The 24,728-nt window shown below is 74.2% G+C and carries 18 protein-coding genes and 2 tRNA genes; 6 read left to right on the top strand and 14 right to left on the bottom strand.

The genetic code is table 11. The features are described from left to right. Positions 1 to 33 precede the first annotated feature (33 nt). Positions 34 to 504, bottom strand: coding sequence for a cytidine/deoxycytidylate deaminase family protein (locus BUE45_RS05955; protein ID WP_073376127.1), 471 nt, complete (start codon positions 502 to 504; stop codon positions 34 to 36). Then, the gene (locus BUE45_RS05950) at positions 501 to 1,205 is read right to left on the bottom strand and encodes a RibD family protein (protein ID WP_073376125.1); all 705 of its coding nucleotides are present in this window, start codon (positions 1,203 to 1,205) and stop codon (positions 501 to 503) included. The genes BUE45_RS05955 and BUE45_RS05950 overlap by 4 nt, the downstream gene beginning before the upstream one ends. A 509-nt stretch (positions 1,206 to 1,714) precedes the next feature. Between BUE45_RS05950 and BUE45_RS05945 the strand changes: the two genes are divergently transcribed. Continuing rightward, entirely contained in the window at positions 1,715 to 2,587 is an 873-nt protein-coding gene (locus BUE45_RS05945; protein WP_073376124.1) for an SAM-dependent methyltransferase, read from the top strand. 245 nt (positions 2,588 to 2,832) lie between these two features. On the opposite strand, the gene BUE45_RS05940 is transcribed toward BUE45_RS05945, so the two are convergent. Continuing rightward, positions 2,833 to 2,905 (bottom strand) — tRNA-Asn (locus tag BUE45_RS05940). A gap of 58 nt (positions 2,906 to 2,963) precedes the next feature. Beyond that, positions 2,964 to 3,036 (bottom strand) — tRNA-Asn (locus BUE45_RS05935). Between the two features lie 161 nt (positions 3,037 to 3,197). On the opposite strand from BUE45_RS05935, the gene BUE45_RS05930 reads away from it, so the two are divergent. Together BUE45_RS05930 and BUE45_RS05925 are read left to right on the top strand one after the other, a co-directional pair. After that, positions 3,198 to 3,536, top strand: a complete 339-nt coding sequence (locus tag BUE45_RS05930; protein WP_073376123.1) for a hypothetical protein — start codon at positions 3,198 to 3,200, stop codon at positions 3,534 to 3,536. Next, positions 3,537 to 4,031: a hypothetical protein gene (locus BUE45_RS05925; RefSeq protein WP_073376122.1), complete on the top strand. Its 495-nt coding sequence runs from the start codon at positions 3,537 to 3,539 to the stop codon at positions 4,029 to 4,031. Between the two features lie 158 nt (positions 4,032 to 4,189). On the opposite strand, the gene BUE45_RS05920 is transcribed toward BUE45_RS05925, so the two are convergent. The 4 genes from BUE45_RS05920 to dnaG form a co-directional block, all read right to left on the bottom strand. Further along, a complete protein-coding gene (locus BUE45_RS05920; RefSeq protein WP_073376121.1) occupies positions 4,190 to 7,114 on the bottom strand; it encodes an FAD-binding and (Fe-S)-binding domain-containing protein in 2,925 nt (974 codons plus the stop codon). 54 nt (positions 7,115 to 7,168) lie between these two features. Beyond that, positions 7,169 to 8,488: a glycoside hydrolase family 18 protein gene (locus BUE45_RS05915; RefSeq protein WP_084736975.1), complete on the bottom strand. Its 1,320-nt coding sequence runs from the start codon at positions 8,486 to 8,488 to the stop codon at positions 7,169 to 7,171. 143 nt (positions 8,489 to 8,631) lie between these two features. Continuing rightward, positions 8,632 to 9,708 carry an RNA polymerase sigma factor RpoD gene (gene rpoD, locus BUE45_RS05910; protein WP_073376120.1) on the bottom strand — a complete coding sequence of 359 codons (1,077 nt, stop codon included), beginning with the start codon at positions 9,706 to 9,708 and terminating at the stop codon, positions 8,632 to 8,634. A 104-nt stretch (positions 9,709 to 9,812) separates the two neighbouring features. After that, entirely contained in the window at positions 9,813 to 11,696 is a 1,884-nt protein-coding gene (gene dnaG, locus BUE45_RS05905; RefSeq protein WP_073376119.1) for a DNA primase, read from the bottom strand. 163 nt (positions 11,697 to 11,859) lie between these two features. Between dnaG and BUE45_RS05900 the strand changes: the two genes are divergently transcribed. Beyond that, entirely contained in the window at positions 11,860 to 13,038 is a 1,179-nt protein-coding gene (locus BUE45_RS05900) for a hypothetical protein (protein ID WP_073376118.1), read from the top strand. Beyond that, on the top strand, positions 13,035 to 14,627 hold the full coding sequence (locus BUE45_RS05895; protein ID WP_073376117.1) for a VWA domain-containing protein: 1,593 nt from the start codon (positions 13,035 to 13,037) through the stop codon (positions 14,625 to 14,627). The genes BUE45_RS05900 and BUE45_RS05895 overlap by 4 nt, the downstream gene beginning before the upstream one ends. Here the strand turns inward: BUE45_RS05895 and BUE45_RS05890 are convergent. From BUE45_RS05890 to ppdK, 4 genes are all read right to left on the bottom strand, one after another. Next, positions 14,618 to 15,616: a LacI family DNA-binding transcriptional regulator gene (locus tag BUE45_RS05890; RefSeq protein ID WP_245832830.1), complete on the bottom strand. Its 999-nt coding sequence runs from the start codon at positions 15,614 to 15,616 to the stop codon at positions 14,618 to 14,620. The genes BUE45_RS05895 and BUE45_RS05890 overlap by 10 nt on opposite strands. A 141-nt stretch (positions 15,617 to 15,757) precedes the next feature. Continuing rightward, positions 15,758 to 17,023 (bottom strand): deoxyguanosinetriphosphate triphosphohydrolase, encoded by a 1,266-nt coding sequence (locus BUE45_RS05885; protein WP_073376115.1) that lies wholly within the window; start codon positions 17,021 to 17,023, stop codon positions 15,758 to 15,760. A 51-nt stretch (positions 17,024 to 17,074) separates the two neighbouring features. Further along, positions 17,075 to 18,214 carry a YdcF family protein gene (locus tag BUE45_RS05880; protein WP_073376114.1) on the bottom strand — a complete coding sequence of 380 codons (1,140 nt, stop codon included), beginning with the start codon at positions 18,212 to 18,214 and terminating at the stop codon, positions 17,075 to 17,077. A gap of 261 nt (positions 18,215 to 18,475) precedes the next feature. Beyond that, positions 18,476 to 21,172, bottom strand: coding sequence for a pyruvate, phosphate dikinase (gene ppdK, locus BUE45_RS05875; RefSeq protein WP_073376113.1), 2,697 nt, complete (start codon positions 21,170 to 21,172; stop codon positions 18,476 to 18,478). Between the two features lie 676 nt (positions 21,173 to 21,848). On the opposite strand from ppdK, the gene trhA reads away from it, so the two are divergent. Further along, a complete protein-coding gene (gene trhA / locus BUE45_RS05870) occupies positions 21,849 to 22,580 on the top strand; it encodes a PAQR family membrane homeostasis protein TrhA (RefSeq protein WP_073376112.1) in 732 nt (243 codons plus the stop codon). Positions 22,581 to 22,614: 34 nt separating this feature from the next. Here trhA and BUE45_RS05865 read toward each other — a convergent pair whose 3' ends face one another. Then, a complete protein-coding gene (locus BUE45_RS05865; protein WP_073376111.1) occupies positions 22,615 to 23,973 on the bottom strand; it encodes a permease prefix domain 1-containing protein in 1,359 nt (452 codons plus the stop codon). Further along, positions 23,973 to 24,347: a PadR family transcriptional regulator gene (locus BUE45_RS05860; protein WP_073376110.1), complete on the bottom strand. Its 375-nt coding sequence runs from the start codon at positions 24,345 to 24,347 to the stop codon at positions 23,973 to 23,975. The genes BUE45_RS05865 and BUE45_RS05860 overlap by 1 nt, the downstream gene beginning before the upstream one ends. Between the last annotated feature and the right edge of the window lie 381 nt (positions 24,348 to 24,728).

Below are 24,728 nucleotides of genomic sequence, written 5' to 3'. Positions count from 1 at the left end.
CGGCCGGGCCCGCCCGCGCGGGCCCGGCGGGGTTCAGCCGAGCAGGTGCGCGTTGACCTCCCGGACCCCGGCGGCGAGGTCGGGGCGCTCCACCACCGCGCGCCCGGCGGCGCGCAGCCGCTCGGCGCCCACGCAGTCCACGAATACCGAGGGCTCGCGCCAGGCGAACACCACCCGCGGCACCGGGGTGGCCAGGATCAGCGACGAGCAGGGCAGCGGGCGCGAGGAGCGGGAGCTGCACGGCTCCAGCGACGAGTACAGGGTGGCCCCGGCCAGCCGGGGGTCCCCGGGGTCGACCCCGCGCAGGGCGGCCTCCTCGGCGTGGTCGCGGGGGTCGTCGCGGCGCGAGTGGCCCTCGGCGAGCACCGTGCCGTCCGCGGCCACCACCGCGCAGCCGACGGAGAACGCGGTGTCGGAGGGCGGGCACAGCCGGGACAGCTCGACGGTGCGGCGCAGCCAGTGGGCGTCGGCCGCGCCCTCGGCGGGGGCGGGTCCGGCGCTCACGCGGGACCGTCCGCGTCCAGGCGGTAGCGCAGGACCGCCATGTCGCCGATCGCGCGGGTCTCCACCAGGCGCATCGGCGCGTCCGGGCCGGCCGGGAAGTCCCCGGGGTGGACGAACCGGGGCGCGTCGGCCCGGCCCACGAAGAACGGGGCGACCGCCAGGCGCAGCTCGTCCACGAGTCCGGCGGTGAGGAACAGGGTGTGGACGTGTCCGCCGCCCTCCACCAGGAGCCGGCGCACGCCGCGGGCCGCCAGGTCGGCCTGGACCGCCCGGACCGCGGGCGGGTCGCCGGCGTCCACGACGTCGACCGGGGGCCCGGCGGCCGGGGCGTCCGCGAACCTCGCGCGGGCCCGGGCCGTGCCCTCCCCGCCGGTGTAGACGACCGCCCCGGCGTCCCCCGTGGTGAAGAAGCGGGCCCCGGGGTCGAGGTCGCCGGTGCGGGTGAGGACGGCCTTGAGCAGGTTCTCGGTCCGGCCCTCCTCCCGGCGGCGGGCGCGCAGCCGCTCGGAGCGGACCAGCAGCCGGGGGTCGTCGCCGCGCAGGGTGCCCGCGCCGACGAGGATGGCGTCGCACCGGGCGCGCAGCTCGTCGACCTCGGCGAAGTCGGCCTCGTTGGACAGGCGCAGCCGGTCGGGACCGGTGTCGTCGATGCGCCCGTCGACCGACACGGCGCAGCTGAGGATGGTGTAGGGGCGGTCCATGACCCCAGGCTAGCGGCGCGGGGGCGGGGTTCCGCGCGGGCGGCGCGGGGCATTTCCCGGTGCCCGGGCCTTTGTGCCATTTCCGCGACGGCGGCCGATTGTCGCAGGCAGCGGCGGCGCACTCGCATTTCTCTCCGTGCCGCCGGGGATATGGGGCACGGTCCTATTTCCGTGTTCGCCCGGCGGCCGGGATCCGGGGGGAAGCCGTCGCGGGGCGGTTCCCCCAGGGGTCACTCCGGTACCACGCGGCGGGTCCGGCGCTGGAAGACGCTTCCTGGTAAGGCTTCCCGTTCGCCGACCCGAGAGGCCGATTCCTCTCATAATTGGACATCTGGCATATAAGTACTACCAACCCCAGAGCGGACCCAACCCACCCCTGTGACCACGACAAGGACGCGATCTCCGATGTTTTTCACGACCGGTCTCCCCGACTCGGTTAACAACCCCGCCAATGATGAATAGAATCCTTCTGTCGGCCACACTTCCCCACCTCAGACAAGAGGACGGCGATGTCGCGATTCACCTCCCCCGATTTCCTGAGGCAGGCGGGGACCCGGCAGGAGCACTTCAACCCCCCGCCCGCCGTCGACCTGACCCGACCGAGCCTGGCCCGACTGCACTCCTTCCACCTCAAGGGCAAGGACCACTTCGAGGTGGACCGCGACCTCGCCGTGGCCGCCGAACAGGTCGCCCCCGGCTTCCAGGACCTGGTCCTGGGAGAGCGGGCGTTCCTCCAGCGCGCGGTGCGCCACCTGTACGAGGAGGAGGGCGTCGACCAGTTCGTGCAGCTCGGAGCCGGGCTGCCCGCCCCCGGCGACCCGCACGAGATCGCCCCGCGCGCCCGGGTCGCCTACGTCACCGACGACCTCATGGTGCTGGCCCACCACCGGGCCCTGGTCAGCGAGCACCGCACCACCGCCGTGCAGGGGCGCCTGACCCGCCCCGCCGACCTCTTCGCCTCCCCCGCCCTGCGCGCGCTCATCGACCTCGACCGGCCGGTGGGGCTGCTGCTGCCCGGGACCCTCTCGCACGTCGCCGACATCGACACCCCGGCCGCGCACATGGCGGCCCTGCGCACCCTGCTGCCCGCCGGCAGCCACCTGGTGATGAGCCACCACCACAGGCCCGACCCCGCGGTCTTCCCCAAGGACGCCCACCGGGCCGAACAGCTCCAGAACGTCTTCCGCCGCCACCTCAACTCCGGTTACTGGCGCACGCGCGAGGAGATCCAATCCCTGCTCGAAGGCTGGAACGTCCTCAGCCCGGGGCTGATGGAGGTCCAGCGCTGGCGGACCCTGCCGGTGGCCCCGCCCGTGCCGGGCAGCTACCAGATGCCCCAGCGCAACCGCCGCCTCCTCCTGGGCGCCACCGCCCGCACCTGAGCCGCCGCCGGCTGCGCGCGCCCGCGCGCGGTCGGCGCGCCCCCGTCGCGGCACCTCCGCGGCGCAGCGCCGTGTCCCCGCCGCGCCGTCCGGACCCGGCCGGGTCCGCGGAAGGCGTGCGCCCCGCGGCCCGCGGCGCCCTGAACGGGACGCGCCCCGGCCGTGCGCCGCGCCCCGGAAACACACCGTGCCCCGGACAACACGAAAGGCCCCGCTCCGTGAGGAGAAGGGCCCTGGTCGGTGGGCTCCCGCGATTGGACTCGAACCAATAACCTGCCGGTTAACAGCCGGCTGCTCTGCCAATTGAGCTACGCGGGATCGCGTGTCGGGAACAGCGTAGCGCCCCCGCCGTGCGGTGCGCGAACGTTTTCCCCTGCTCCCGCGATTGGACTCGAACCAATAACCTGCCGGTTAACAGCCGGCTGCTCTGCCAATTGAGCTACGCGGGACCGCGTCCGCCGACGGCCCCGCGGGCCGTGGCGACACCAATAGACTAGCGCTCTTCCGGAGCACTCGTGACCGGTGTCGGCCCGTGTGGCCGCCACCACGACAAGGTAACGTGCGAGACACGGAACACCACGACCGACTCCGAGGCATGAAGAGGGTACCCATGCGCTACCGGATCACTTTCGCCGCCGGATTGGCAATCGGCTACGTCCTGGGCACCAAGGCGGGCCGCACCCGCTACGAGCAGATCGTCCGCGGTGCCCGCAAGGTGGCGGACAGCCCCGTCGTCCAGGAGGTGGCCGGCCTGGTCGGCGCCCAGGTGAGCAGCGCGGGCCGCACCGTGTACGACAAGACCGTGTCCAAGATGCCGATCACGTCGGTGCGCGACTTCCTCGCCCGGCCCACCGACGAGGAGATCGAGCTCATCGAGTGGGAGACCGTCAACGGCGACACCCCCCGGCGCAACGGCGCCGGCGGGCGCACCGGCCCCGCGGAGGACTAGGTGGGCCTGCTCGGCCGGGGCGTCCCGGCCTCCGTGCGCTCCCGGCTGGAGCGGGGCGAGCGCGTCCTCGCGCACGCGCCCGCCGCCGGGGGCGGGGCGGTCCTGGCCGCCACCACCCGCGCCCTGCACCTGCCGGACGGGCGCACCGTGCCGTGGGAGGACATCGACCGGGCCCGCTGGTCCCGCGAGGAACTGGCCTTCATCGAGGAGGGCAGCGGAGAGCACGCGGTCCCCCTGCGCGAGGGGGTCGACTACCGCTCCGTCGCCGAGGCGGTCGCCGAGCGGGTCACCTCCACCATCCTGGTGAACCGGTTCGTCCCCTTCCCCCGCCCCGACTCCTCCACCGGCTTCCGCCTGGTGGCCCGCCGCAGCCCCGGCGGCACCGAGGCCTCCTGGCGCATCCACCTCGGCGAGGGCCTCGACGAGAAGGACCCCCGCCTGCCGGACGCGGTCTCCCGAGCCCTGGACCTGCTCCACGACCAGATGGGCGTCTAGGTGTGCTGACCGTGGAGGTGGGTCGCACCCGCCCCGCCTGACACACGCGAAGAGGGCCTCCGGCAGCGGTGCGGACCACGGCATCCGCCACCGGACCGGAAGGCCCTCGAAGCCCCGCCCCGCCCCCGCCTCACACCCGCGGGCCGCCAGGGCCCACGTCAGTGCTCCCGGCGGCCGTCCGCGTCCAGCCCCCGGGCGAGCAGCTCGGCCAGGTGCAGCGGGCGGCGGCCCGCGCCCTGGAGGATCTGGGTGCGGCAGCTGTACCCGTCGGCGAGGACGAGGGTGTCGGCGTCCGCCGCGCGCACCCGCGGCAGCAGCTCGCGCTCGCCGATCGCGGCCGAGACCTCGTAGTGGCCCTCCGTGAATCCGAAGTCCCCCGCCAGCCCGCAGCACCCCGCGTCCAGCACCTCCCCCGCCACGCCCGCCCGGGCGATCAGCTCCCGGTCGGCGTCGAAGCCCAGCACCGCGTGCTGGTGGCAGTGCACCTGAGCCAGGGCGTCGGCGGGGATCCGCGGCGGGCTCCAGTGCGGGGCGTGCTCGGCCAGGAACCCGGCCAGGGTGTGCACCGCCGCGGCGACCCGCTCGCTCCGCGCACCGGGCAGCAGCTCCACCAGGTCGTGGCGGAGCGCCGCGGTGCAGCTGGGCTCCAGCCCGACCACCGGCAGCCCCTCCTCCACCAGCGGCTCCAGGGCGCGCAGGGCGCGGCGCATCACGGCGCGGGCCGTCCCGAGCTGGCCGGTGGACACCCAGGTCAGCCCGCAGCACACCGGCCCCCGGGGCAGGACCACGGTGAACCCGGCGTCCTCCAGCACCCGGACCGCCGCCGCCGGGATGTGCGGGTCCATGTGCTCGCCGAAGGTGTCGGGCCACAGCACCACGCGCGGCCCGCCGGTGCGCGCCCGCCCGCGGGCGGCGCGCCGCCGGAACGCCCGGGTGAAGGTGGTGCGCGCGAACCCCGGCAGGTCGCGTTCGGCGGCCACCCCCGCCAGCCGCTTGGCCAGCCGGGAGACGCCCGGCAGACGCAGCGTCCGGTCCACCTCGGCCGGGGCCAGCCGCGCCAGCCGCGCCCAGACGGGCAGCCAGCCCATCGAGTAGTGGGCCGCCGGGCGCACCCGCCCCCGGTAGTGGCGGTCCAGGAACTCCGCCTTGTAGGAGGCCATGTCCACGTTGACCGGGCAGTCGCTCAGGCAGCCCTTGCACGACAGGCACAGGTCCAGGCTCTCGCGCACCTCCTCCGAGTCCCAGCCGTCGGTGACGACCTCCCCCGCGGCCATCTCGAACAGCAGGTGGGCCCGTCCCCGGGTGGAGTGCCGCTCCTCGCCGGTGACCTGGTAGCTGGGGCACATCACCCCCGGGCCGTCGTGCCGGCGGCACTTGCCCACCCCCGAGCAGCGGCGCAGCGCCCGCGCGGGGTCGCCCCGGTCGTCGCGGTAGGCCAGGACCGCGTCGTCGAGCAGGGGCAGGTGGCGCACGGCCAGGCGGACGTCGGCGTCCACCGGGGCCGGGTCGACGATGACGCCGGGGTTCATGATCCCGTCGGGGTCGAAGAGCCGCTTGAAGTCGGCGAAGGCCCGCAGCAGCCCCGGCGGGTACATCCGGGAGAGCAGCCCCGAGCGGGCCCGGCCGTCCCCGTGCTCCCCCGACAGCGAGCCGCCGTGCTCCACGACCAGGTCGGCGGCCTCCTCCAGGAAGGCCCGGTAGGACGCGCGCCCCCGCTCGGTGGTCAGCTCGAAGTCGATGCGCACGTGCAGGCAGCCGTCGCCGAAGTGCCCGTAGACCACGCCGAACCGGCCGTGCCGCTCCATGAGGGCGTCGAACCCGCGCAGGTAGGCGCCCAGGTTCTCCGGGGGCACGGCCGCGTCCTCCCACCCCGACCAGGCGTCCTCGCCCTCGGGCGTGCGCTGGACGAGCCCGGCGCCCTCCTCCCGGATCCGCCACAGCGCCCGGCGGTGGGCCGGGTCGGACACCACGGCGGAGTCGGACGGCCGGGACGCGGCGGGCAGCGCGTCGACCATGGCGCGGGCCGCCCGCTCGGCGCCGGCGGGGTCCTCCCCGGCGATCTCCACCAGCAGCCAGGCCCCGCCCCCGGGCAGCGCGACCCGCGTGGTGCCGGGCCGCCCGTCCAGGGCCGCGACCATGCGGTCGTTGACGCCCTCGACGGTGAGCGGAGCGTGCCCCAGCAGGTCGGGAACGGCGTCGGCGGCGGCCGGGGCGTCCGGGTAGCCCAGGACGGCCAGCGCCCGGGCCCGGGGCGTCTCGACCAGGCGGACGGTGGCACGCAGCACGAACACGCAGGTGCCCTCGGTGCCGACCAGCGCGGCGGCGACGTTGCGCCCCTTCTCGGGCAGCAGCCGGTCCAGGGAGTAGCCCGAGACCCGGCGGCGGAACTCCGGCATGGCGGTGCGCAGCTCGCCGCGGTGCTCGCCGACGAGCAGGTCCAGCCCGCGGTACACCGCGCCCTCCCGTCCGGGCAGGCGGGTCAGCGCCTCGAACTCCTCGGCGGTGTGGTGCGAGCCGACGGTCATCCGGGTGCCGTCGGGGAGCAGCACCTCCAGGGAGACGACGTTGTCGGCGGTGGTGCCCCAGGCCACCGAGTGGGAGCCGCAGGCGTTGTTGCCGACCATGCCGCCGACGGTGCAGCGGCTGTGGGTGGAGGGGTCGGGGGCGAAGGTCAGCCCGTGCACGGCGGTGGCCGCCCGGAGCGCGTCCAGCACCACGCCGGGCTGGACGGTGGCGGTGCGGGCGACCGGGTCGATGTCCTCGATGGCGGTGAGGTGGCGGGAGGTGTCGATCACCACGCCCGGCCCGATGGCGTTGCCCGCGATGGAGGTGCCGCCCCCGCGCGGTGTGGCGGAAACGCCGTGGGCGGCGCAGACCCGCAGGGCGGACACGCAGTCCTCGACCGTGGCGGGCAGGACCACCCCCAGGGGGACCACCCGGTAGTTGGAGGCGTCGGAGGTGTACAGGGCGCGGGTGCCGGGGTCGAAGGCGACCGTGCCCCCGACGGCGTCCTCCAGGTCACGGCGCAGGGCCTCGGTGTCGGCGGGCGGTGCGGGGCGCGGGGTGCGCTGCGGGTCGGCCATGGCGCCCAGAGTGGACCCGGCACCGGCGGGGGCGCAACCGCGCCGCGCGGGCGGTCAGCCCAGCGACTCGTCCATGGCGCGCACGAGGTCGCCGGTGGGGTCCATGTCAAGGTTCCACACCATGAGGCCGCCCAGCCCCCGTCCCAGCACGTAGTCGCCCTTGATCGCGATGACGCCGGGATCGTCGTAGGTCCACCACTGGTCGCCGACGCGCACGGAGAACGCGCCCGCCTCCTCGTCCAGGTAGCGCTCCCCGTCCATCTCCTCCAGGTCGGAGAACGCCATGGTCGGCCCGTCGTAGGCGTCGTCGGCGGGCACGGCCGGGCGGCCCAGGCCGTGGTCGGCGCCGTCCACGCCCTGCCAGCCGCGGCCGAAGGCGGGGATGCCCAGCACCAGCTTCTCCGGCGGCGCCCCGCGGTCGACGAACCGGGTCACCGCCGCGTCGGCGCTGTTGGCGCCGGGGGCCGAGGCGGGCGGGTAGAGGTTGGAGTGGTAGGCGGTGGCCTCGCTCCAGGGACCGGAGAAGTCGTAGCCCTGCACCGTGGCGAAGTCCAGGTGGTCGAAGATCTCCGGGTCGTAGGCGTCGGCCTGGCCGGGCGCGCCCGACAGCGACGCCGACAGGGTGTAGTCCCGGCCGGTCTCCCGCGCCAGGGCGTCGAGCTGGCGGCGGAACTCGGCGACCAGCAGGGTGAAGTTGGCCGCGTCCGCGGGGTCCTCGACGTTGTGGGGGTTGCCGGAGCCGCCCGGCCACTCCCAGTCCAGGTCGATGCCGTCGAAGATCCCGGCCGCCGCGCCCTCCCCGCCCTGGGGCTCGCCCTCGCGCACCGGCAGGTCCCCGCGCAGCCACAGGTCCACGCAGGAGGCGACGAACGCCCGGCGGGACTCCTCGGTGCGCACCGCGGTGGAGAAGTACCGCGACCAGTTCCAGCCGCCCAGGGAGAGGCTGGCCCGCAGGTCGGGGTACTCGGCCTGGAGCAGGCGGAGCTGGTAGAGGCTGCCGGCCAGCTCCTGCTCGTACTCGTCGGCCTCGCCGTCCACGCTCTCGTCGGCGGAGTAGCGGCGCTGGTAGAGCTCCCAGGACTGGTCGTGCCCGCCGGGGACGTGGCACAGGCCGTCCTCGGAGACGTCGCCGAACGCCCACATGAGGCGGTCCAGGCGGGCGGGGGCCCCGCTGTGGGCGAGGTCGGCGACGGTGAAGTCGCGGTTGGCCACGTTCCAGTCCGCGAAGTAGCCGATGCGCTGGGGCCTGCTGTCGCCGGCGATGACGAAGACCCCCGTGATCAGGAGCGCGGCGGCGGCCGCCGCGCCCAGGGCGAGCAGGTGCCGCCGCCGCGGGCGCGCGGCGCGGTGGCTCCGTGGCGGTGTGGCGTTCACCCTTCCGACCGTAGGGGCAGCGGGTCACGAATCCCGCCCGTTCCGCCGCCATCGGCCACATCAGGCCGTCCGGGCGCCCGCGGGAACCCCGAGGGCATCCCGCCCGTTGTAGGCGAGGGCGTCGGAGGGGCCCGCCGCCCCGGCTAGAGGAAGTCGCGCAGGGTGCCCGCCCGGGAGGGGTGGCGGAGCTTGGCCAGGGTCTTGGCCTCGATCTGCCGGATGCGCTCGCGGGTCACCCCGAACTCGCGGCCCACCTCCTCCAGCGTGCGGGGGTGGCCGTCGGCCATGCCGAACCGCAGGCGCAGGATGCGCTGCTCGCGGTCGGAGAGCCCGCCCAGGATCTCGGTCAGGTGCTGCTGGAGCAGGGTGAACGCCGCGGCCTCGACCGGGACGACGGCGTCGGAGTCCTCGATGAAGTCGCCGAAGTCGGACTCCTCCTCGCCGATGGGCGCCTGGAGCGAGACCGGCTCGCGGGCGATCCGCTGGATCTCCATGACCCGCGCCCCGCCGAATCCGGCGGCATGGGAGATCTCCTCGACGTTGGGCTCCCGGCCCAGTTGCTGGTGCAGTTGGTGCTGCACCCGGACGAGTTTGTTGATGGTCTCGACCATGTGCACCGGAATACGGATCGTGCGGGCCTGGTCGGCGATCGCCCGGGTGATGGCCTGGCGAATCCACCAGGTCGCGTAGGTGGAGAATTTGAAGCCTTTGGTGTAATCGAACTTCTCCACGGCGCGAATGAGCCCGAGGTTGCCCTCCTGGATGAGGTCGAGGAAAAGCAGGCCCCGTCCCATATAGCGTTTGGCGATCGACACGACCAGTCGGAGATTTGCCTCTATGAGTGCCCGCTTGGCCTTTTTGCCCTCTTCTATGAGCGCTTCGAGCTCCCCGTCCGAGCACCCGGCACTGCCCGCCCCGCGCCACTGGGCGCACAGGCCCGCCTCGATCGCCTTGGCCAGGTCCACCTCCTCCTCCGCGGTGAGCAGCGGCACGCGGCCGATCTCGCGGAGGTACAGGCGGACCAGGTCCGATCCGGAACGCCGCCCCGGGTCGGGGACGAAGGGCGCCTCCTCGGGGTCGGCCACCTCCACGCCGATCCGGGCGAGCAGGGCCACCGCCTCGTCCAGGGAGTCGGGGGGCGCGTCCAGGCGTTCCAGGGCCGACGCGACCTCGCCGCGGCTGACCGTTCCCCGACCGGCATCGGGGAGCAGCCGCACCACCTGACGAATGGGCGGAATTTCATTGGTCACAACCGTGGGAGCCACCACACCATTGTGCACGCCCGCCCGCCGCCGACGGGAGGATCATTATTGTCACCTTTGTGCTACATACCCCCGGCGAGCTCCTCCTGAAGGGCACGTTTCTGCTGCTGGAGAGCCATGAGCTCGGTCAGCAGGCGCTGCTGTTCCTCGACTCCCCCGCCACCGCCCAGGCGCGACAACTCCGACTTCAGGTTTGACTCGCGGCGGTTGATGGAATGAGTTCTTACTGTGCCCAGGATTTGCCGGGCGGAATGCTCTTCGAGTTCTCCGTACAACTCCAGTTGTTCCACCGCCAAACGCGTGAGGAAATCGCGCTGGGCCTCGGTGGGCGCGGACTCGCGCAGGCGGGCCGCCCAGGACGCGGGGTCCCCGGCGGCGGCCACCCCGCCCAGCTTCGCGATGAGCCCCTGGATCGCCCGGTGCTGGGAGACGGTGAAGTCGTCCTCCGTGAACGCGTCGAACCCGCTCCCGGCGGCCAGGCCGGGGAACTGCACCGCGATCTTGAGCGCCTGGCGCTCCCGCTGCAGGGACGGGTCTCCGAGGTCGTAGGGCGCCTCCCGGGCGTCCGGGGTGGGCGCCGGGGGCGGCTCGGCGCGGCCGCCCCGGGCGGTGGCCCGGCGGATGTGCTGGTTGACCCGGTTGAGCACGAACGACTCGTCCAGGGTGCCCAGCCAGCGGTCCAGGTTCTTGCCGTAGAACCGGCGCACCCCGTGGTCGCGGATGCTCGCCACCACGGGGGCGGCGGCGTCCAGGGCGGCGATGCGCCCCTCGGGGTTGGAGAGGTCGTAGTCCTCGATGACCTTGCGGACCATGAACTCGTACAGCGGGAGCGGGTGGTCGACCAGGTCGGCCACGGCCTGGTCTCCGTGGCGCAGGCGCAGGTCGCAGGGGTCCAGGCCGTCGGGCTGGACCGCCACGAAGGTCTCGGAGGCGAACCCGTGCTCCTCGGCGAAGGCGCGCACGGCGGCCTTCTGCCCGGCGGCGTCGCCGTCGAAGGTGAACACGACCCGGCCGCCCTGGTTGGTGCGGCCCAGCAGCATCCGGCGCAGGATCTTGAGGTGGTCCTCGCCGAACGAGGTGCCGCAGGTGGCCACGGCGGTGGTCACACCGGCCAGGTGGCAGGCCATGACGTCGGTGTAGCCCTCGACGATGACCGCCTGGCCGCGCGAGGAGATGTCCCGCTTGGCCAGGTCCAGGCCGTACAGCAGCCGGCTCTTGTGGAAGACCGGGCTCTCGGGCGAGTTGAGGTACTTGGGGCCGTCCTCGGCGGGGTCCAGCTTGCGGGCGCCGAACCCGACGACCTCGCCGGTCACCTCCCGCACCGGCCACAGGAGCCGGTTGCGGAACCGGTCGTAGGCGCCGCGCCGGCCCTGGGCGGCCAGCCCCCCGGAGATCAGCTCGGCGTCGGTGAACCCCTGGGAGCGCAGGTGGGAGGTGAGGTTCTCCCACCCGGCGGGGGCGTAGCCCAGCCCGAAGTGCTCGGCGTGCGCCCGGTTGAACCCGCGCTCGCTCAGGAAGCGCCGCGCCTCCACCGCGCCGGGCGACATCAGGTTCTCGGCGTAGAACACGGCGGCGGCCCGGTGCGCGTCCAGGAGGCGCTGCCTCTTGCCCTCGTCGCGCCGGGTCGAGCGGCCGCCGCTCTCCTCGTAGCGCAGCGTCACGCCGATCTGCCGGGCCAGCGACTCGACCGCCTCCGCGAACGCCAGGCCCTCGATCTTCTGCACGAACGAGATGGCGTCCCCGCCCTCCCCGCAGCCAAAACAGTAGAAAAGGTTTTTCGAGGGGGTGACGTTGAAAGACGGGGACTTCTCGTCGTGGAAGGGGCACAGGCCCTTCAGCGAGCCGCCGCCCGCGTTGCGGAGCTGAAGGTACTCGCCGATCACGTCGGCGATGGGGGTGCGCTCGCGCACCAGGGCGATGTCTTCGTCTTTGATCCGGCCTGCCACGCCTCTCAGCGTAGTTCGCCCCGCGGACGGTCCGGTCGGCGGCCGACGGGGCCGGGCTTCGCGCGCGGGCCACCGGGCGTCCACCGGGCGGTCGGGCGGGGGACGCCCGCGGGGGGCACAGTGAAGGACCCCATCTTTCTCCGCACACCAGGAGGAACCCCCGGTGAGCCCTCTCCACCTCCCGCCCGGCTGGCGCGCACGGGCGCTGCTCGGGGCGGCCGCCGCGGTCGTGGTGGCGCTGGTCGTCGCCATCGGGGCGGTGCTCGCCGACCGCTGGTCGGGCGGGACCACCGTGGTCGAGGGCGTCGTCGGGTCCGAGAAGGTCGACTTCTTCCGGGACGAGCGGGTCGTGGCCCGGCTGGCGGAACTGGGCTACGAGGTGCGGGTGCGCCCCCGGGGCTCGCGGCTGATGGCCCGGGACGCCGACGGCGCGGACTTCGTCTCCCCCGGTTCGGACACCGCCGCCGACCACATCCGGCGGGACAACGGGGCCTCCACCGAGTACCGGCTGTTCAGCACCCCGATGGTGGTCCTCTCCTACGAGCCGCTCGCGGAGTCGCTGCGCGAGGCCGGGGTGGCCCGCCGTGCGGAGGAGGACGGCACCTGGTCCTTCGACGTGGCGGCCTACCTGGAGCTGACCGCCGAGCGGACCCGCTGGCGGGACCTGCCCGGGGACTCGGTGGGCTCGGACAACCGCAACGAGGTGCTGGTGCGCACCACCGACCCGCGCACCTCGAACTCGGCCGGCATGTACGCCGCGGTGCTCTCCTACCTGCTCAACGACGAGGAGGTCGTGCCGCCCGGCGGTCCGGACCCGGAGATCACCGACCGCCTCTCCGGGCTGTTCCTGGCCCAGGGCCAGCCGCCGGAGTCCTCCCAGCAGCCGTTCGAGCAGTTCCGGGACCTGGGCCCGGGGCACACCCCGCTGCTGTGGGCCTATGAGGCGCAGTACGTGCACGCCATGGTGAACGGCCCCGCGCTGCCCCAGGACGCGGTGCTGATGTACCCGGAGCCCACCGTGTACTCGGTGCACACCCTGGTCCCGCTGACCGAGGCGGGCGACCGGGTGGGCGCGCTGCTGGCCGACGACCCCGAACTGCGGGCGCTGGCGACCCGGCACGGGTTCCGCGCGGAGGGCGGCGACGCCTTCGCGGACCTGGTCGCCGAGCACGGCCTGCCGGTGCGCACCCGGGTCGACGACGTGGTCAACACCCCCACCTACGAGGCCTTGGAGGCTCTGCTGAGCGGGATCGAGGACGCCTACGACGACAGCGGGATGAGCCCGCCCGCCCCCGAGGAGCGGCGCCCGGCCGGCGGCCGGGACCGGGGTGAGGGCGCATGAGGCGCGCGGCGTGCGCCGCGGCGCTGGCGGTGGCGGTGGCGGCGTCGGGCTGTGCCGCCGGCGGGCCCGGGGGCTTCGCGGGTCCCGCGGGCGGGGCGACCACCCTGCGCGTCCTGGCCGGCAGCGAGCTGGCCGACATGGAGCCGCTGCTGGAGGAGGCCGCGGAGCGGACCGGGGTGACGGTGGAGCTGGAGTACACCGGGACCCTGGAGGGGCTGGCCCGGGTGGCGGCGGGGGACGCGCAGGACTACGACGCGGTGTGGTTCGCCTCCAACCGGTACCTGCACCTGTACGAGGGCGGCCGCGACCGGGTGCGCGAGGAGACGCCGGTCATGCTCTCCCCGGTGGTGCTGGGCGTGCGCGAGTCCCGCGCCGACGACCTGGGGTGGACCGAGGGGGCCGAGGTGACCTGGTCCGACGTCAGCGACGCGGTGCGCGACGCGGAGTTCACGTACGGGATGACCAACCCGGGTGCCTCCAACTCGGGCTTCTCGGCGCTGATCGGGGTGGCGTCGGCGCTGGCCGACAGCGGGAGCGCGCTGACCGCGCAGGACGTGGAGCGGGTCGCCCCCGAGCTGGCGGCGTTCTTCAAGGGCCAGGAGCTGACCGCGGGCTCCTCGGGGTGGCTGGCGCAGGCGTTCACCGAGCGGGCCGGCAACGGGGTCCCGGTGGACGCGCTCATCAACTACGAGTCGGTGCTGCTCTCGCTCGACCGCGACGGCGCCGGGCTGCGGCCGGTGTACCCCTCGGACGGGGTGATCACCGCCGACTACCCGCTGACGCTGCTGGCCGGCCCCGGCGAGGAGGCCGAGCGCGGGTACGGCCTCCTGGTGGAGGACCTGCTGTCGCGGGACGTGCAGGCCGACATCGCGGAGCGGACGCTGCGCCGCCCGGTGGCCGGCGGGGCGTCCGGGCCGGACTTCCCGCCGCTGGTGGAACTGCCGTTCCCCGCCCACCGCGAGGTGGTGGACGGGCTGGTCGCGGACTACTTCAGCGACCTGCGCCGCCCGGCGCGCACGGTGTACGTGCTGGACGTCTCCGGGTCGATGAAGGGCGGGCGGCTGACGGAGCTGCAGGAGTCCCTGGGCGCGCTGACCGGGGTGGCCGGGGAGTCGCTGGAGCAGCGGGTGCAGGCGTTCCAGGAGCGCGAGGAGATCACGCTGCTGCCGTTCTCCACCGAGCCGCACGAGCCGCGGACGTTCGTGGTGGAGCCCGGCGGGTCCGAGGCCTCCCTGGACGAGGTGTCGGAGGCCATCGGGGCCCTGGAGGCCCAGGGGGACACCGCGACCTACGACGCGGTCCGGGAGGCCTACGCGCTGGTCGAGGACGCTCCGGAGGACGACCACCTGACGTCGATCGTGCTGATGACCGACGGAGAGGTGAACTGGGGGACGGGGCCGGCGCCGTTCGAGCGGGAGCTGCGGGGGCTGTCGCCGCGGGCCGCGCGGGTGCCGGTGTTCACCGTGCTGTTCGGCGACGCGGGCGAGGACGAGATGGCCGACCTGGCGGAGATGACCGGGGGCCGGGTGTTCGACGCGCGCGAGCAGAGCCTGGAGGAGGTGTTCCGGGAGATCCGCGGCTACCAGTGACCGGTGCTGGCGCGCGGGCGCAGGGCCGCGGCGGGAACGTCCCCGGGGGCGCCGTCGCGGCCCTCGACCCGTTCCAGCAGGATCCGGACGGCGCGTTCCCCGGCCGCGCGGGGCGCGGTGTCGGCGGTGGTGAGCGCGGGGACGAGGTGGGCGGCCTCGGGGCGGTCGCCGATCCCGGCGACGTGGACGCGGCCGGGGACGGGCAGCCCGGCGTCGGCGCAGGCCCGCAGCAGGCCCAGGGCGAGGGTGTCGTCGGCGGCCAGCACGGCGGTGACGTCCTCCCCCGCGGTCCTGCGGGCGGCGAGGAGGCGTCCGGCGGCGCGGCCCGCGGCGGGCCCGGTGCCGCCGGGGACGGGGACGGGTGCGGCGGCGCCCGCCTCGGCCAGGGCGGCGCGCCAGCCCGCCTCCCGTTCCGCGGCGCCGTGGGTGCCGGGGATCCCGGCGACGTGGTGCACGGTGCGGTGGCCCAGGCCGAGCAGGTGGCGGGTGAGGGCGCGGGCGGCGCCGCGGTGGTCGGGGCCCACCGCGGGCCCCAGCGGGGTGGCGGGGCCGTCGACGACGACGGTGGGCGGCGGGTCGGCGAGCGCGCCCAGGGCCGCGAGCAGGGCGGGTCCGGGGGCGACCGCGAGGTGGCCGTCGGCGCCCCGGTCGAGGAGGCGGTCCGCGGCCCGGGGGTCGCCGGGGGCCGCGGTGGCGACCAGGAGGGTGCGGTCGGCGGCGCGCACGGCGGCCTCGATGCCGGCGACCAGGAGGTCGGTGTCGGGCCCGGGGACAACGAGGGCGCCGATGAGCCCGCTGCGCCGGGTGACCAGGGCGCGGGCGGTGGCGTTGGGCCGGTAGCCGAGGCTGGCGATGGCGGCGCGGACGCGTTCGGCGGTCTCGGGGCGCACGCCGGGGTGCCCGTTGACCACGCGTGAGACGGTCTGGTGGGAGACGCCGGCCAGGCGCGCGACGTCGACCATGCCGGGGATGCCGCTCCGTACGGGCAAGGGGGTGCGCCCTCTCCGGTCGGGGCCGCGTCGGGGCGTGCCGGGAGGGCGCCGGCGGCCTGTCGTGCAGAGCAGTGTGCGCGGGGCGCGGCGTCCGCGTCAAGGGGGGTCCGGGCCGCCGTCCGGGGGGCGCGGGTCCGCTCAGGAGGCCAGTCGGGCGTGCAGGGCGATGGCGGAGGTGTCGGTGAGGGAGGCCACCTGGTCGATGACGGCGCGCAGGGCCGCGGACTCGTCGGGGGCGGCGTTGAAGGCGGCGCGGAACTGCGGGTCCAGGGCCTGGGGCGCGTTCTTCCACAGGGCGTCGACGAGTTCGGTGATGAGCAGGCGCTCGCGGGCCTGGTAGGCGAGGGCCTCCTCGCGGGCCATGACGAAGTGGGCGGCGACGGCCTTGAGGAGCGCGCATTCGAGGAGGGCCCGGCGGGGCACGATGAGGGTGGCGCCGTAGCGGGTGAGGCGGCCGGGGCCGTGGGCCCGGCGGGTGGCCTGTTCTGCGGCCCGGCAGAACCGGCCGATGAGCTCGCTGGTGAGGTTCTTGAGCCCGGCCAGGGAGACGAGGTCGCCGGTGAACTCGGCGGGCCACACGGGGGCGGCGAGGAGGCCGGTGAGGACCTCGTCGAGTTCGGCCGGGTCCGCGGGGTCGGCGGGGTCGCAGTAGCGGTCGGCGGCGATGCGCACGACCTCGGCGCGCTCGGCGGGGCTGTGCAGGGCGGCCATGGAGACCAGTCCGGCGTGCAGGGCGTCCTCGACGTCGTGGACGGAGTAGGCGACGTCGTCGGCCCAGTCCATCACCTGCGCCTCGAAGCAGGTGCGCCCGTCGGGGGCGCCCTCGCGCAGCCAGGAGAAGACCGCGGTGTCGTCGGGGTAGCAGTTGAACTTGTGGGTGTCGCCGCCCCCGCCGCGGTGCCAGGGGTACTTGACGGTGGCGTCGAGGGTGGCGCGGGTGAGGTTGAGCCCGGCGCTCTCGCCCGCGGGGTCGATGACCTTGCCCTCCAGGCGCACCAGCAGGCGCAGGCTCTGGGCGTTGCCCTCGAACCCGCCGCAGTCGGCGGCGGCCTCGTCCAGGGCGCGCTCGCCGTTGTGGCCGAAGGGCGGGTGGCCCAGGTCGTGGGAGAGGCAGGCGGCCTCGACGAGGTCGGGGTCGCAGCCCAGGGAGTTGCCGAGTTCGCGGCCGATCTGGGCGCACTCCAGGGAGTGGGTGAGGCGGGTGCGCGGGAAGTCGCTCACGCCGGGGCGCACCACCTGGGTCTTGGCGGCCAGGCGGCGCAGCGCGGAGCTGTGCAGGACCCGGGCCCGGTCGCGCTCGAAGGGGCCGCGGGCGCGGTTCTTGCGTTGTTCACGGGTCCGGCGCTCGGTGTCGGACCCGGTGTAGCCGGTGACGGCGCCCTCGGCGCCCGCGGTGGTGTGCATAGGTCTGCGAGCCTACTTCCCGACAGGGACGAAACGCGGCATCGACCCTGTTCAGGCCGCGTTGACGCGGATGTCGCTGCTGTCGTTGAAGATCCAGTAGTACCAGAGTGAGGCGGTCTCCCTGGTGATGTACCAGAGCTGGGTGCGCCGCTCGATGACGGCCGGCCCCGAACGCGAGGGCGAGGTGCCCGAGTCGATGCCGTGGTCGGAGGCCATGACCTTGGAGCGCAGGCTGTGCCAGGGGTCGGAGACGAGGGTGGCCTCGTCCCAGGCGTTGTCGGCGAAGACGGTGGAGACGGCCCGGACGCTCTGGAGGGTGTCGCTGCCCTCCTCCACCGCGATGATCCGGTCGGAGGGGATGCCGACCTCGATGAGCCAGTTGCGGCCCGCCGCCGCCTCGGTGAAGTTGTCGCCGGGCTGCTTGCCGCCGACGGTGACGATGACGGGCGCCACGCCGTCGAGGTAGAGGACCTGGGCGTGGCGCAGGCGGGCCTCGAAGACGGGCGAGGGGACGCCGTTGTACTGGCTGGCGCCCAGGACGACGATGGCGTCGGTGGCGGCGCGGTCGTCCTGGCGCGCGGTGTACCAGACCCAGCCCCAGGTGGCGGGGGGCAGGGCCAGTGCGGTGAGCAGGAGCGCGGTGACGATCCAGCGCAGTCGCAGGCGGCGCCCGCGCGGTCGCGGGGCGGGCCGGGTGCGGCGCCGGCGCGGGGGGTCCTGCGGCGGCGGGGCGGAGCGGCTGCGCGGCGGGGTGTCCGGGCGGGCGGTGTCGGCGCCGGCGGTGTCCGGGCCGCGGCCCCCGGGCCGCTCGCGGACGAAGCGGCGGGTGAAGGCGGCCTCCCTGGCGCCCTCCGGGGCGGGGGCCGCCCCGCCGCGGGCGAAAGCGCGGGTGGCGGAGGCCTCGTCCTCCCCGTCGGCGGTGAGGGGGGTGGTGCGCGGTGCGCTGTCGGGCCCCTGCGCGGCGAAGGGGGCGGTGAGGGCGTCGCGGGAGAACACCGCGGTCTCGTCGGCGCCGCCCGTCGCGCCGGCGGGATCGGCCGTGCCTCCCGCGGGGCCGGCGTGCTCGGCGGGGAAGGCGGGCAGGTCGCTCCGGGAGATGACCCGGGTCGCATCGTCATCGGGCGCCGTGGAGGACGCGGGGGCGGGGTCCTCCCACGTCTCGTCACCACGTCCGTCGTTCGCCGTTCGCACCGGCGTACCTCCGCACTCGCTCTTCGGGCCGGGGTCGATCACCCCTCTTGGGACGGCGCCGGGGCACCGCCGGTTCTCGGCGGGGGTTCCCGGGCCGTCGTGAAGGGGTGAAGGAGGGGTGAGGGGATCATCACCGGCGATCAAGAATCTATCACGAAACGGTCACGGAAGTTTCTCGTGACGGTCTCCGTCCCAGGGCAAGAGTGTAAGAGGCGCGCGGGGGTGCCGCCGCCCGTTCCCGAGGACGGCGGCACGGCCGGTTCAGCCGGCCCTGTTCGCGGCGGCGCGCCCGGCCTCCAGGCGCGCGACCGGGACGCGGAACGGCGAGCAGGACACGTAGTCCAGGCCGGCGGCGTGGAAGAAGTGCACCGACGCCGGGTCGCCGCCGTGTTCGCCGCACACGCCCAGCTTGATGCCGGGCCGGGCGGCCCGGCCCTCCTGCGCGGCGATCCGGATGAGGCGGCCCACGCCGTCCACGTCCAGGGACTCGAAGGGCGAGACCCCGAACACGCCCTTCTCCAGGTAGGCGGAGAAGAAGGAGGCCTCCACGTCGTCGCGCGAGAAACCCCACACCGTCTGGGTGAGGTCGTTGGTGCCGAAGGAGAAGAACGCGGCGTGCTCGGCGATCCGGCCGGCGGTCAGCGCGGCGCGCGGCAGCTCGATCATGGTGCCGACCGGGAAGTCCAGCTCCACGCCGTTCTCCTCGCCGACCTCGCGCAGCACCCGCAGCGCGTCGTCGCGGATGATCTCCAGCTCCTGGACGGTGCCCACCAGCGGGATCATGATCTCCGGGCGGGGGCGCCCGCCCGCGCGGGCCCGGTCGACGGCGGCCTGGGCGATGGCCCGCACCTGCATGGTGAACAGGCCGGGGACGACCAGGCCCAGGCGCACGCCGCGCAGGCCCAGCATGGGGTTCTGCTCGTGCAGCCGGTGCACGGCCTGGAGGACGCGCAGGTCGTTCTCGTGGCTCTCCCCGCGCGCCTCGGCCACCGCCACGCGCACCGACAGCTCGGTGATGTCGGGGAGGAACTCGTGCAGCGGCGGGTCGAGCAGGCGCACGGTGACGGGCAGGCCGTCCATGGCCTCCAGGATGCCGTTGAAGTCGGCGCGCTGGAGCGGCAGCAGGGCGCGCAGGGCCTCGGCCTGCTCGTCCTCGGTGTCGGCCAGGATGAGGCGCTCGACCAGCTGGCGGCGGTCGCCCAGGAACATGTGCTCGGTGCGGCACAGGCCGATGCCCTGGGCGCCCATGCGGCGGGCGCGGGCGGCGTCCTCGGCGGTGTCGGCGTTGGCGCGCACCCGCATGCGGCGGGCGGCGTCCACGTAGTGCATGAGCCGGTCCACGGCCCGGACCAGGTCGTCGGCCTGGTCGGAGGCGGGGTCGACCTCGCCCTCGAAGTAGCGGACCACCGGGGAGTCCACGACGGGCACCTCGCCGAGGAACACCTCGCCGCTGGTGCCGTCGATGGAGATGACGTCCCCCTCCTCGACCACCTCGCCCCCGGGGGCGGTCAGCCGCCGGTTCTTGGTGTCGACGTCGAGGTCCTCGGCACCGCAGACGCAGGTCTTGCCCATGCCGCGGGCGACCACGGCGGCGTGCGAGGTCTTGCCGCCGCGGCTGGTGAGGATGCCCTCGGCGGCGATCATGCCCTCCAGGTCGTCGGGGTTGGTCTCGCGGCGGCACAGGATGACCCGCTCGCCGCTGCGCGACCACTTGACGGCGGTGTAGGAGTCGAAGACGGCCTTGCCGACGGCCGCGCCCGGGGAGGCGTTCATGCCGCGGCCGAGCCGGTGGGCGCCGCCGGAGGCGACGGCGGCCTCGTCGAAGCGGGGGAACATCAGCTGGGCGAGCTGGTCGCCGGTGACCCGCTGGGCGGCCTCCTCCAGGGTGATCACGCCCTGGTCGACGAGCTGGTCGGCGATGCGGAACGCGGCGGCCGCGGTGCGCTTGCCCACCCGGGTCTGGAGCATCCACAGCCTGCCGCGCTCGATCGTGAACTCGATGTCGCACAGGTCGCGGTAGTGGTTCTCCAGGGTCTCCATGACCCCCATCAGCTCCGCGTGGCTGCGGGGGTCGATGGCCTCCAGGTCGGCGAGGGGGACGGTGTTGCGGATGCCGGCGACGACGTCCTCGCCCTGGGCGTTCTGGAGGTAGTCGCCGTAGACGCCCTGTCGGCCGGAGGCGGGGTCGCGGGTGAAGGCGACCCCGGTGCCGGAGTCCATGCCGAGGTTGCCGAAGACCATGGAGCAGACGTTGACGGCGGTGCCCAGGTCGGCGGGGATGCGCTCCTGGCGGCGGTAGAGGACGGCGCGGGGGGCGTTCCAGGAGTCGAAGACCGCACGGACGGCGAGGATCATCTGCTCGCGGGGGTCGGCGGGGAAGGGCGCGCCGGTGCTCTCCAGGACGACGGCCTTGAAGCGGTCCACCAGCGCGCGGAGGTCGTCGGCGTCCAGGTGGAGGTCGTCGGCGGTGCCCTTGGCGGCCTTGGCCGCGTCGATGGCGTCCTCGAACAGCTCGCCGCCGATGCCCAGGACCGTCCTGCCGAACATCTGGACGAGGCGCCGGTAGGAGTCCCAGGCGAAGCGCTCGTCCCCGCCCCGGCGGGCCAGGCCGAGGACGGACTCGTCGTTGAGCCCGACGTTGAGGACGGTCTCCATCATGCCGGGCATGGAGAACCTGGCGCCCGAGCGGACGCTGACCAGGAGGGGGTCGTCGGGCTGGCCGAGGCGGCGGCCCATGGCCTTCTCCAGGTGCTCCAGGTTCTCCTCGATCTCGGCCTCCAGGCCGGCGGGGAGGTCTCCGCCGCCGAGGTAGTGGCGGCAGGCCTCGGTGGAGACGGTGAAGCCCGGGGGGACGGGGAGGCCGAGGTTGGTCATCTCGGCGAGGTTGGCGCCCTTACCGCCGAGGAGGTCCTTGAGGTCCTTGTTTCCCTCGGTGAACTTGTAGACGTACTTGGCCACGGGGGTTCTCCCTCGTTCGCTCGGCGACACCCCTGCGGGGTCGACGCTGGTGCCCGATGGGCGCGACTCTATCCACTGCCCGCCGACCAACCCCTTCATGAACCACCTTTTTGCGACATCTTCGCAGCTCATAGCGCCTCAAAAGGCCTAGACCAATGGTCCAAAGGAGACGGATGCCCCCTACGGCCACACGCGACGCACGGGCGAACAGAAGCGGGGGAAGCCGCTGGTCAAGGCACCCTTCCGAGCGGTCCGCGCGTTCCGGCCGACCGGCACGCGGGCGCTCCCCCGGAGTCGACCACTCGCGCGGGCGGACCCGCCGCCCGGGGCGCACTGTGCCGCTCGACACACCACTACCTTCAAGTAACCTACGGTCCCGTAAGTTAGGCTTCGAACGTAGGCGATCAGGACCGCGCCGAAGGCACCGTTCAGGGTGGTGGAGGGCGGCGGTCGTGAGAGAGCCGCGCCGAAGGCGCCCTTTGAGGGTGGTGGAGGGCGACGGTTGGAAGAGAACTGCGCCGAAGGCGCCCTTTGAGGGTGGTGGAGGGCGACGGTTGGAAGAGAACTGCGCCGAAGGCGCCCTTTGAGGGTGGTGGAGGGCGACGGTTGGAAGAGAACTGCGCCGAAGGCGCCCTTTGAGGGTGGTGGAGGGCGACGGGCGGGCGAGGAGTGGAACGTGTCCAGGGACAAGGCGCGGGGAACCGGATTCGCGCAGCCGCAGGAGGGGAGCCTCCCCGAGCGGGCCGTCGCCGCGGCCGAAGGCCTGGTGGAGGCGGTCAAACCGCGTCTGCGCGGCTGGCTGCACCTGGGTACCGCCCCCCTCGCGCTGGCGGCGGGGATCGTCCTGGTGGTCCTCTCCCCCACCGCGCCCGCCATGGCGGCCAGCGCCGTGTACGCGCTCAGCTCGGTCCTGCTCTTCAGCACCTCGGCGATCTACCACGTGGGGCGCTGGTCGCCCCGGGCGCAGAAGGTACTGCGCCGCATGGACCACTCCAACATCTACCTCATCATCGCGGGCACCTACACGCCGTTCATCATGCTGGTGCTGGAGGGGACCCTGCGCACGGCGATGCTCTCCCTGGTCTGGGGCGGGGCGATCGCGGGGGTGGGGTTCAAGCTGCTGTGGCTGAACTCCCCGCGCTGGCTCTCCACGGCCCTGTACCTGGCCATCGGCTGGGTGGCCGTGCTGTTCATCCCCGAACTGGTCCAGGGCACCCACCCCGCGACGTGGATCCTCATCCTGGTCGGCGGGCTGCTCTACAGCGTCGGCGCGGTGGTCTACGGCCTCAAGCGGCCGGACCCGGCGCCCCGGTGGTTCGGGTTCCACGAGATCTTCCACTCGCTGACCATCGCCGCGTTCGTCTGCCACTACATCGCGGTCTCGTTCGTGGTCTACACCGCGGCCTGAGCGGCCGGGCCCGGACCGGGCCCGGCCACTGCCGTCAGGCGAAGCCGAACACCGGCGGGAAGACCAGCACGACCACCGCGGCCCACAGCGCGTAGACCGGCAGGTACGCCGTCTGCCACCGCTCGACCGCCGCGAACGGGCGCCCGCCCCGCACGAAGCCGGCGAGCAGCCGCGCGGACCACGCCAGGTGCACCAGCAGGACGAGGTTGAGCCCCAGGGCCGCGGTCTTGTTGGCGGTGAACCCGAACTCGGCGATGCGGCCCAGCATCGCCGTCAGGGCCACGGTGTCGACCGCGAGCGCCGCCCCCACCAGGGCGAGCTGGATCCGGTCGAAGACCCCCGGCGGGGCCAGCGGGTCGCGCGCGGAGACCGAGTACAGCAGCAGGAACAGCACCAGTACCAGCACGGCGTCCATGAGGATGAGCAGGTCGCGGTCGACCGCGGTGAGCGGTCCGTTGACCAGGAGCACCACCAGGTCGGCGACCAGCATCACGAGCGCCAGCGGGGTGAAGACGCGGGTCAGGACCGGTGCGATGTTCTCCACCACGCTCTTCTTGGCCTCCACCAGCCACGCGGCCACCAGCAGGGCGCCGGGCAGGCCGAACGGCAGCAGCCAGTCCTCCAGGACCGGTTCGAGGTCGACGCCGACCAGGGAGAGCACCCCGGCGGTCAGGCCGAGCAGGACCAGGGCCCCCAGCTGGAGGAGCACCAGGTACATCGCCAGCTCGCCCGTGAACCGCACGAAGTCCATGCGCCGGTCGTGGGACCGCCAGTGCCCGCCGGTGTGCAGGACCCCCGCGAGCAGCCAGAGCAGGACCGGGGCGTGGGTGAACGCGAGCACGGCGGTCATCCCGGGGGACGGGAACGGTCCGGGCGCCTCCTGGAAGGGGTACAGGTTGACGGCCAGGAACGGCACCGCGGCCAGGGCCGCCGCGGCGGCGCACACGCCCCAGGGGGTGCGGCGCTTCCAGGCGAACCAGCCCGCGAGGAACGGCAGGACCACGAAGGGCAGGTTGCGGATCTGCTCGAACTCCCCGTCGACCGCCGCGAAGAGGAGCTTGACCGCCACGCCCGCGCCGAGCGCGAACGCGAGCAGGACGCCCGGCTCGCGCCAGCGCCCCGGGCCCGCGGCGTCGGCCTCCGGGACCAGGACGAGCTGCTTCCAGAGCCGGTCGGAGTGCTCGCGCGCGAACTCGCGGGAGACCTCGTCCAGGTTCCCCATGCGCCTGACCGCGACGAGGAAGGCCTCCTCGCCGTCGAGGCCGCCCGCCTCCAGGTCGGCGATCTGCTCGCGCAGGTGGTCCTCCATCTCCTCGACGTCCGCCCCGGAGATGGCGCCGCGGCGGCGCACGAAGCCGCGCCACTGGTCGATCTGGTCCTCCACGCCGCCCATCAGGCGATCCCCCCGGCGGGTGCGGGGCCCGGGAACGGGGGGTGCGCGGCGGTCTCCCACACCTGCCGGAGCGCGTCGGCGACGACGCTCCACTGCGCGCGCCGGTCGGCCAGGGCCTGGAGCCCCGACTCCGTGATGGCGTAGTGCTTGCGGCGGCGGCCCGCCTCGGAGGTGCCCCAGGAGGCCCGGACGTGGCCGTTGCGCTCCAGGCGGTGCAGCAGGGGGTAGAGCATCCCGTCCGTCCACTGCATGCGCCCGCCGGACAGCTCGTTGACGCGTTTGACGATGGCGTAGCCGTAGGACTCGCCCTCGGCCAGGATTCCCAGGACCAGCGGCGTGGCCGAGGCCGCGACGAGGTCCTTGTCGATGTGCATGCGCGTTTCCCCTACCTAGATCCGCCAGGGGCACTTACCCTAGCAGTCCTAGGCATAGCGGTTCTAGGCATAGCGGCTCCAGGGGCCCATCGTCGTCACGATTCGCTTACGTGGTAGGGCAAACCCGACAAAAAACCGCTTACCCCCGCACACGACCGCTAGGTTGAGCACAGGTTCCGCCGGTCGTGTGCGATCGGGGGGACCCATGAGGCGGCCGGAGACCAATCCCCCCGGGTCCGGCCGTCTCGCCGTGCACGGCGATGCCGCCCGCGCCCCGGTGGGGCTCGGGCGGCATCGTGCTCTCCCCGCGGGGCGTGCTCCGCCGAGCGGGCCCGCCGGGAAAGGCCGTCGCCCGCCACCACCCCGGGGGCGGTGGCGGGC

It is taken from the genome of Nocardiopsis flavescens, assembly GCF_900141985.1.
Classification (GTDB): domain Bacteria; phylum Actinomycetota; class Actinomycetes; order Streptosporangiales; family Streptosporangiaceae; genus Nocardiopsis; species Nocardiopsis flavescens.
Note: the sequence above shows the minus strand (reverse complement) of the source record. Positions and strands in the feature narration are given on the sequence as shown.

What these genes read in the sequence shown, in the direction of transcription:
- BUE45_RS05950 (WP_073376125.1), bottom strand. Translation starts at nt 1,205, where the DNA reads ATGGACCGCCCCTACACCATCCTCAGCTGCGCCGTGTCGGTCGACGGG.
- BUE45_RS05945 (WP_073376124.1), top strand. Translation starts at nt 1,715, where the DNA reads ATGTCGCGATTCACCTCCCCCGATTTCCTGAGGCAGGCGGGGACCCGG.
- BUE45_RS05930 (WP_073376123.1), top strand. Translation starts at nt 3,198, where the DNA reads ATGCGCTACCGGATCACTTTCGCCGCCGGATTGGCAATCGGCTACGTC.
- BUE45_RS05920 (WP_073376121.1), bottom strand. Translation starts at nt 7,114, where the DNA reads ATGGCCGACCCGCAGCGCACCCCGCGCCCCGCACCGCCCGCCGACACC.
- BUE45_RS05895 (WP_073376117.1), top strand. Translation starts at nt 13,035, where the DNA reads ATGAGGCGCGCGGCGTGCGCCGCGGCGCTGGCGGTGGCGGTGGCGGCG.
- BUE45_RS05885 (WP_073376115.1), bottom strand. Translation starts at nt 17,023, where the DNA reads ATGCACACCACCGCGGGCGCCGAGGGCGCCGTCACCGGCTACACCGGG.
- BUE45_RS05865 (WP_073376111.1), bottom strand. Translation starts at nt 23,973, where the DNA reads ATGGGCGGCGTGGAGGACCAGATCGACCAGTGGCGCGGCTTCGTGCGC.
- BUE45_RS05860 (WP_073376110.1), bottom strand. Translation starts at nt 24,347, where the DNA reads ATGCACATCGACAAGGACCTCGTCGCGGCCTCGGCCACGCCGCTGGTC.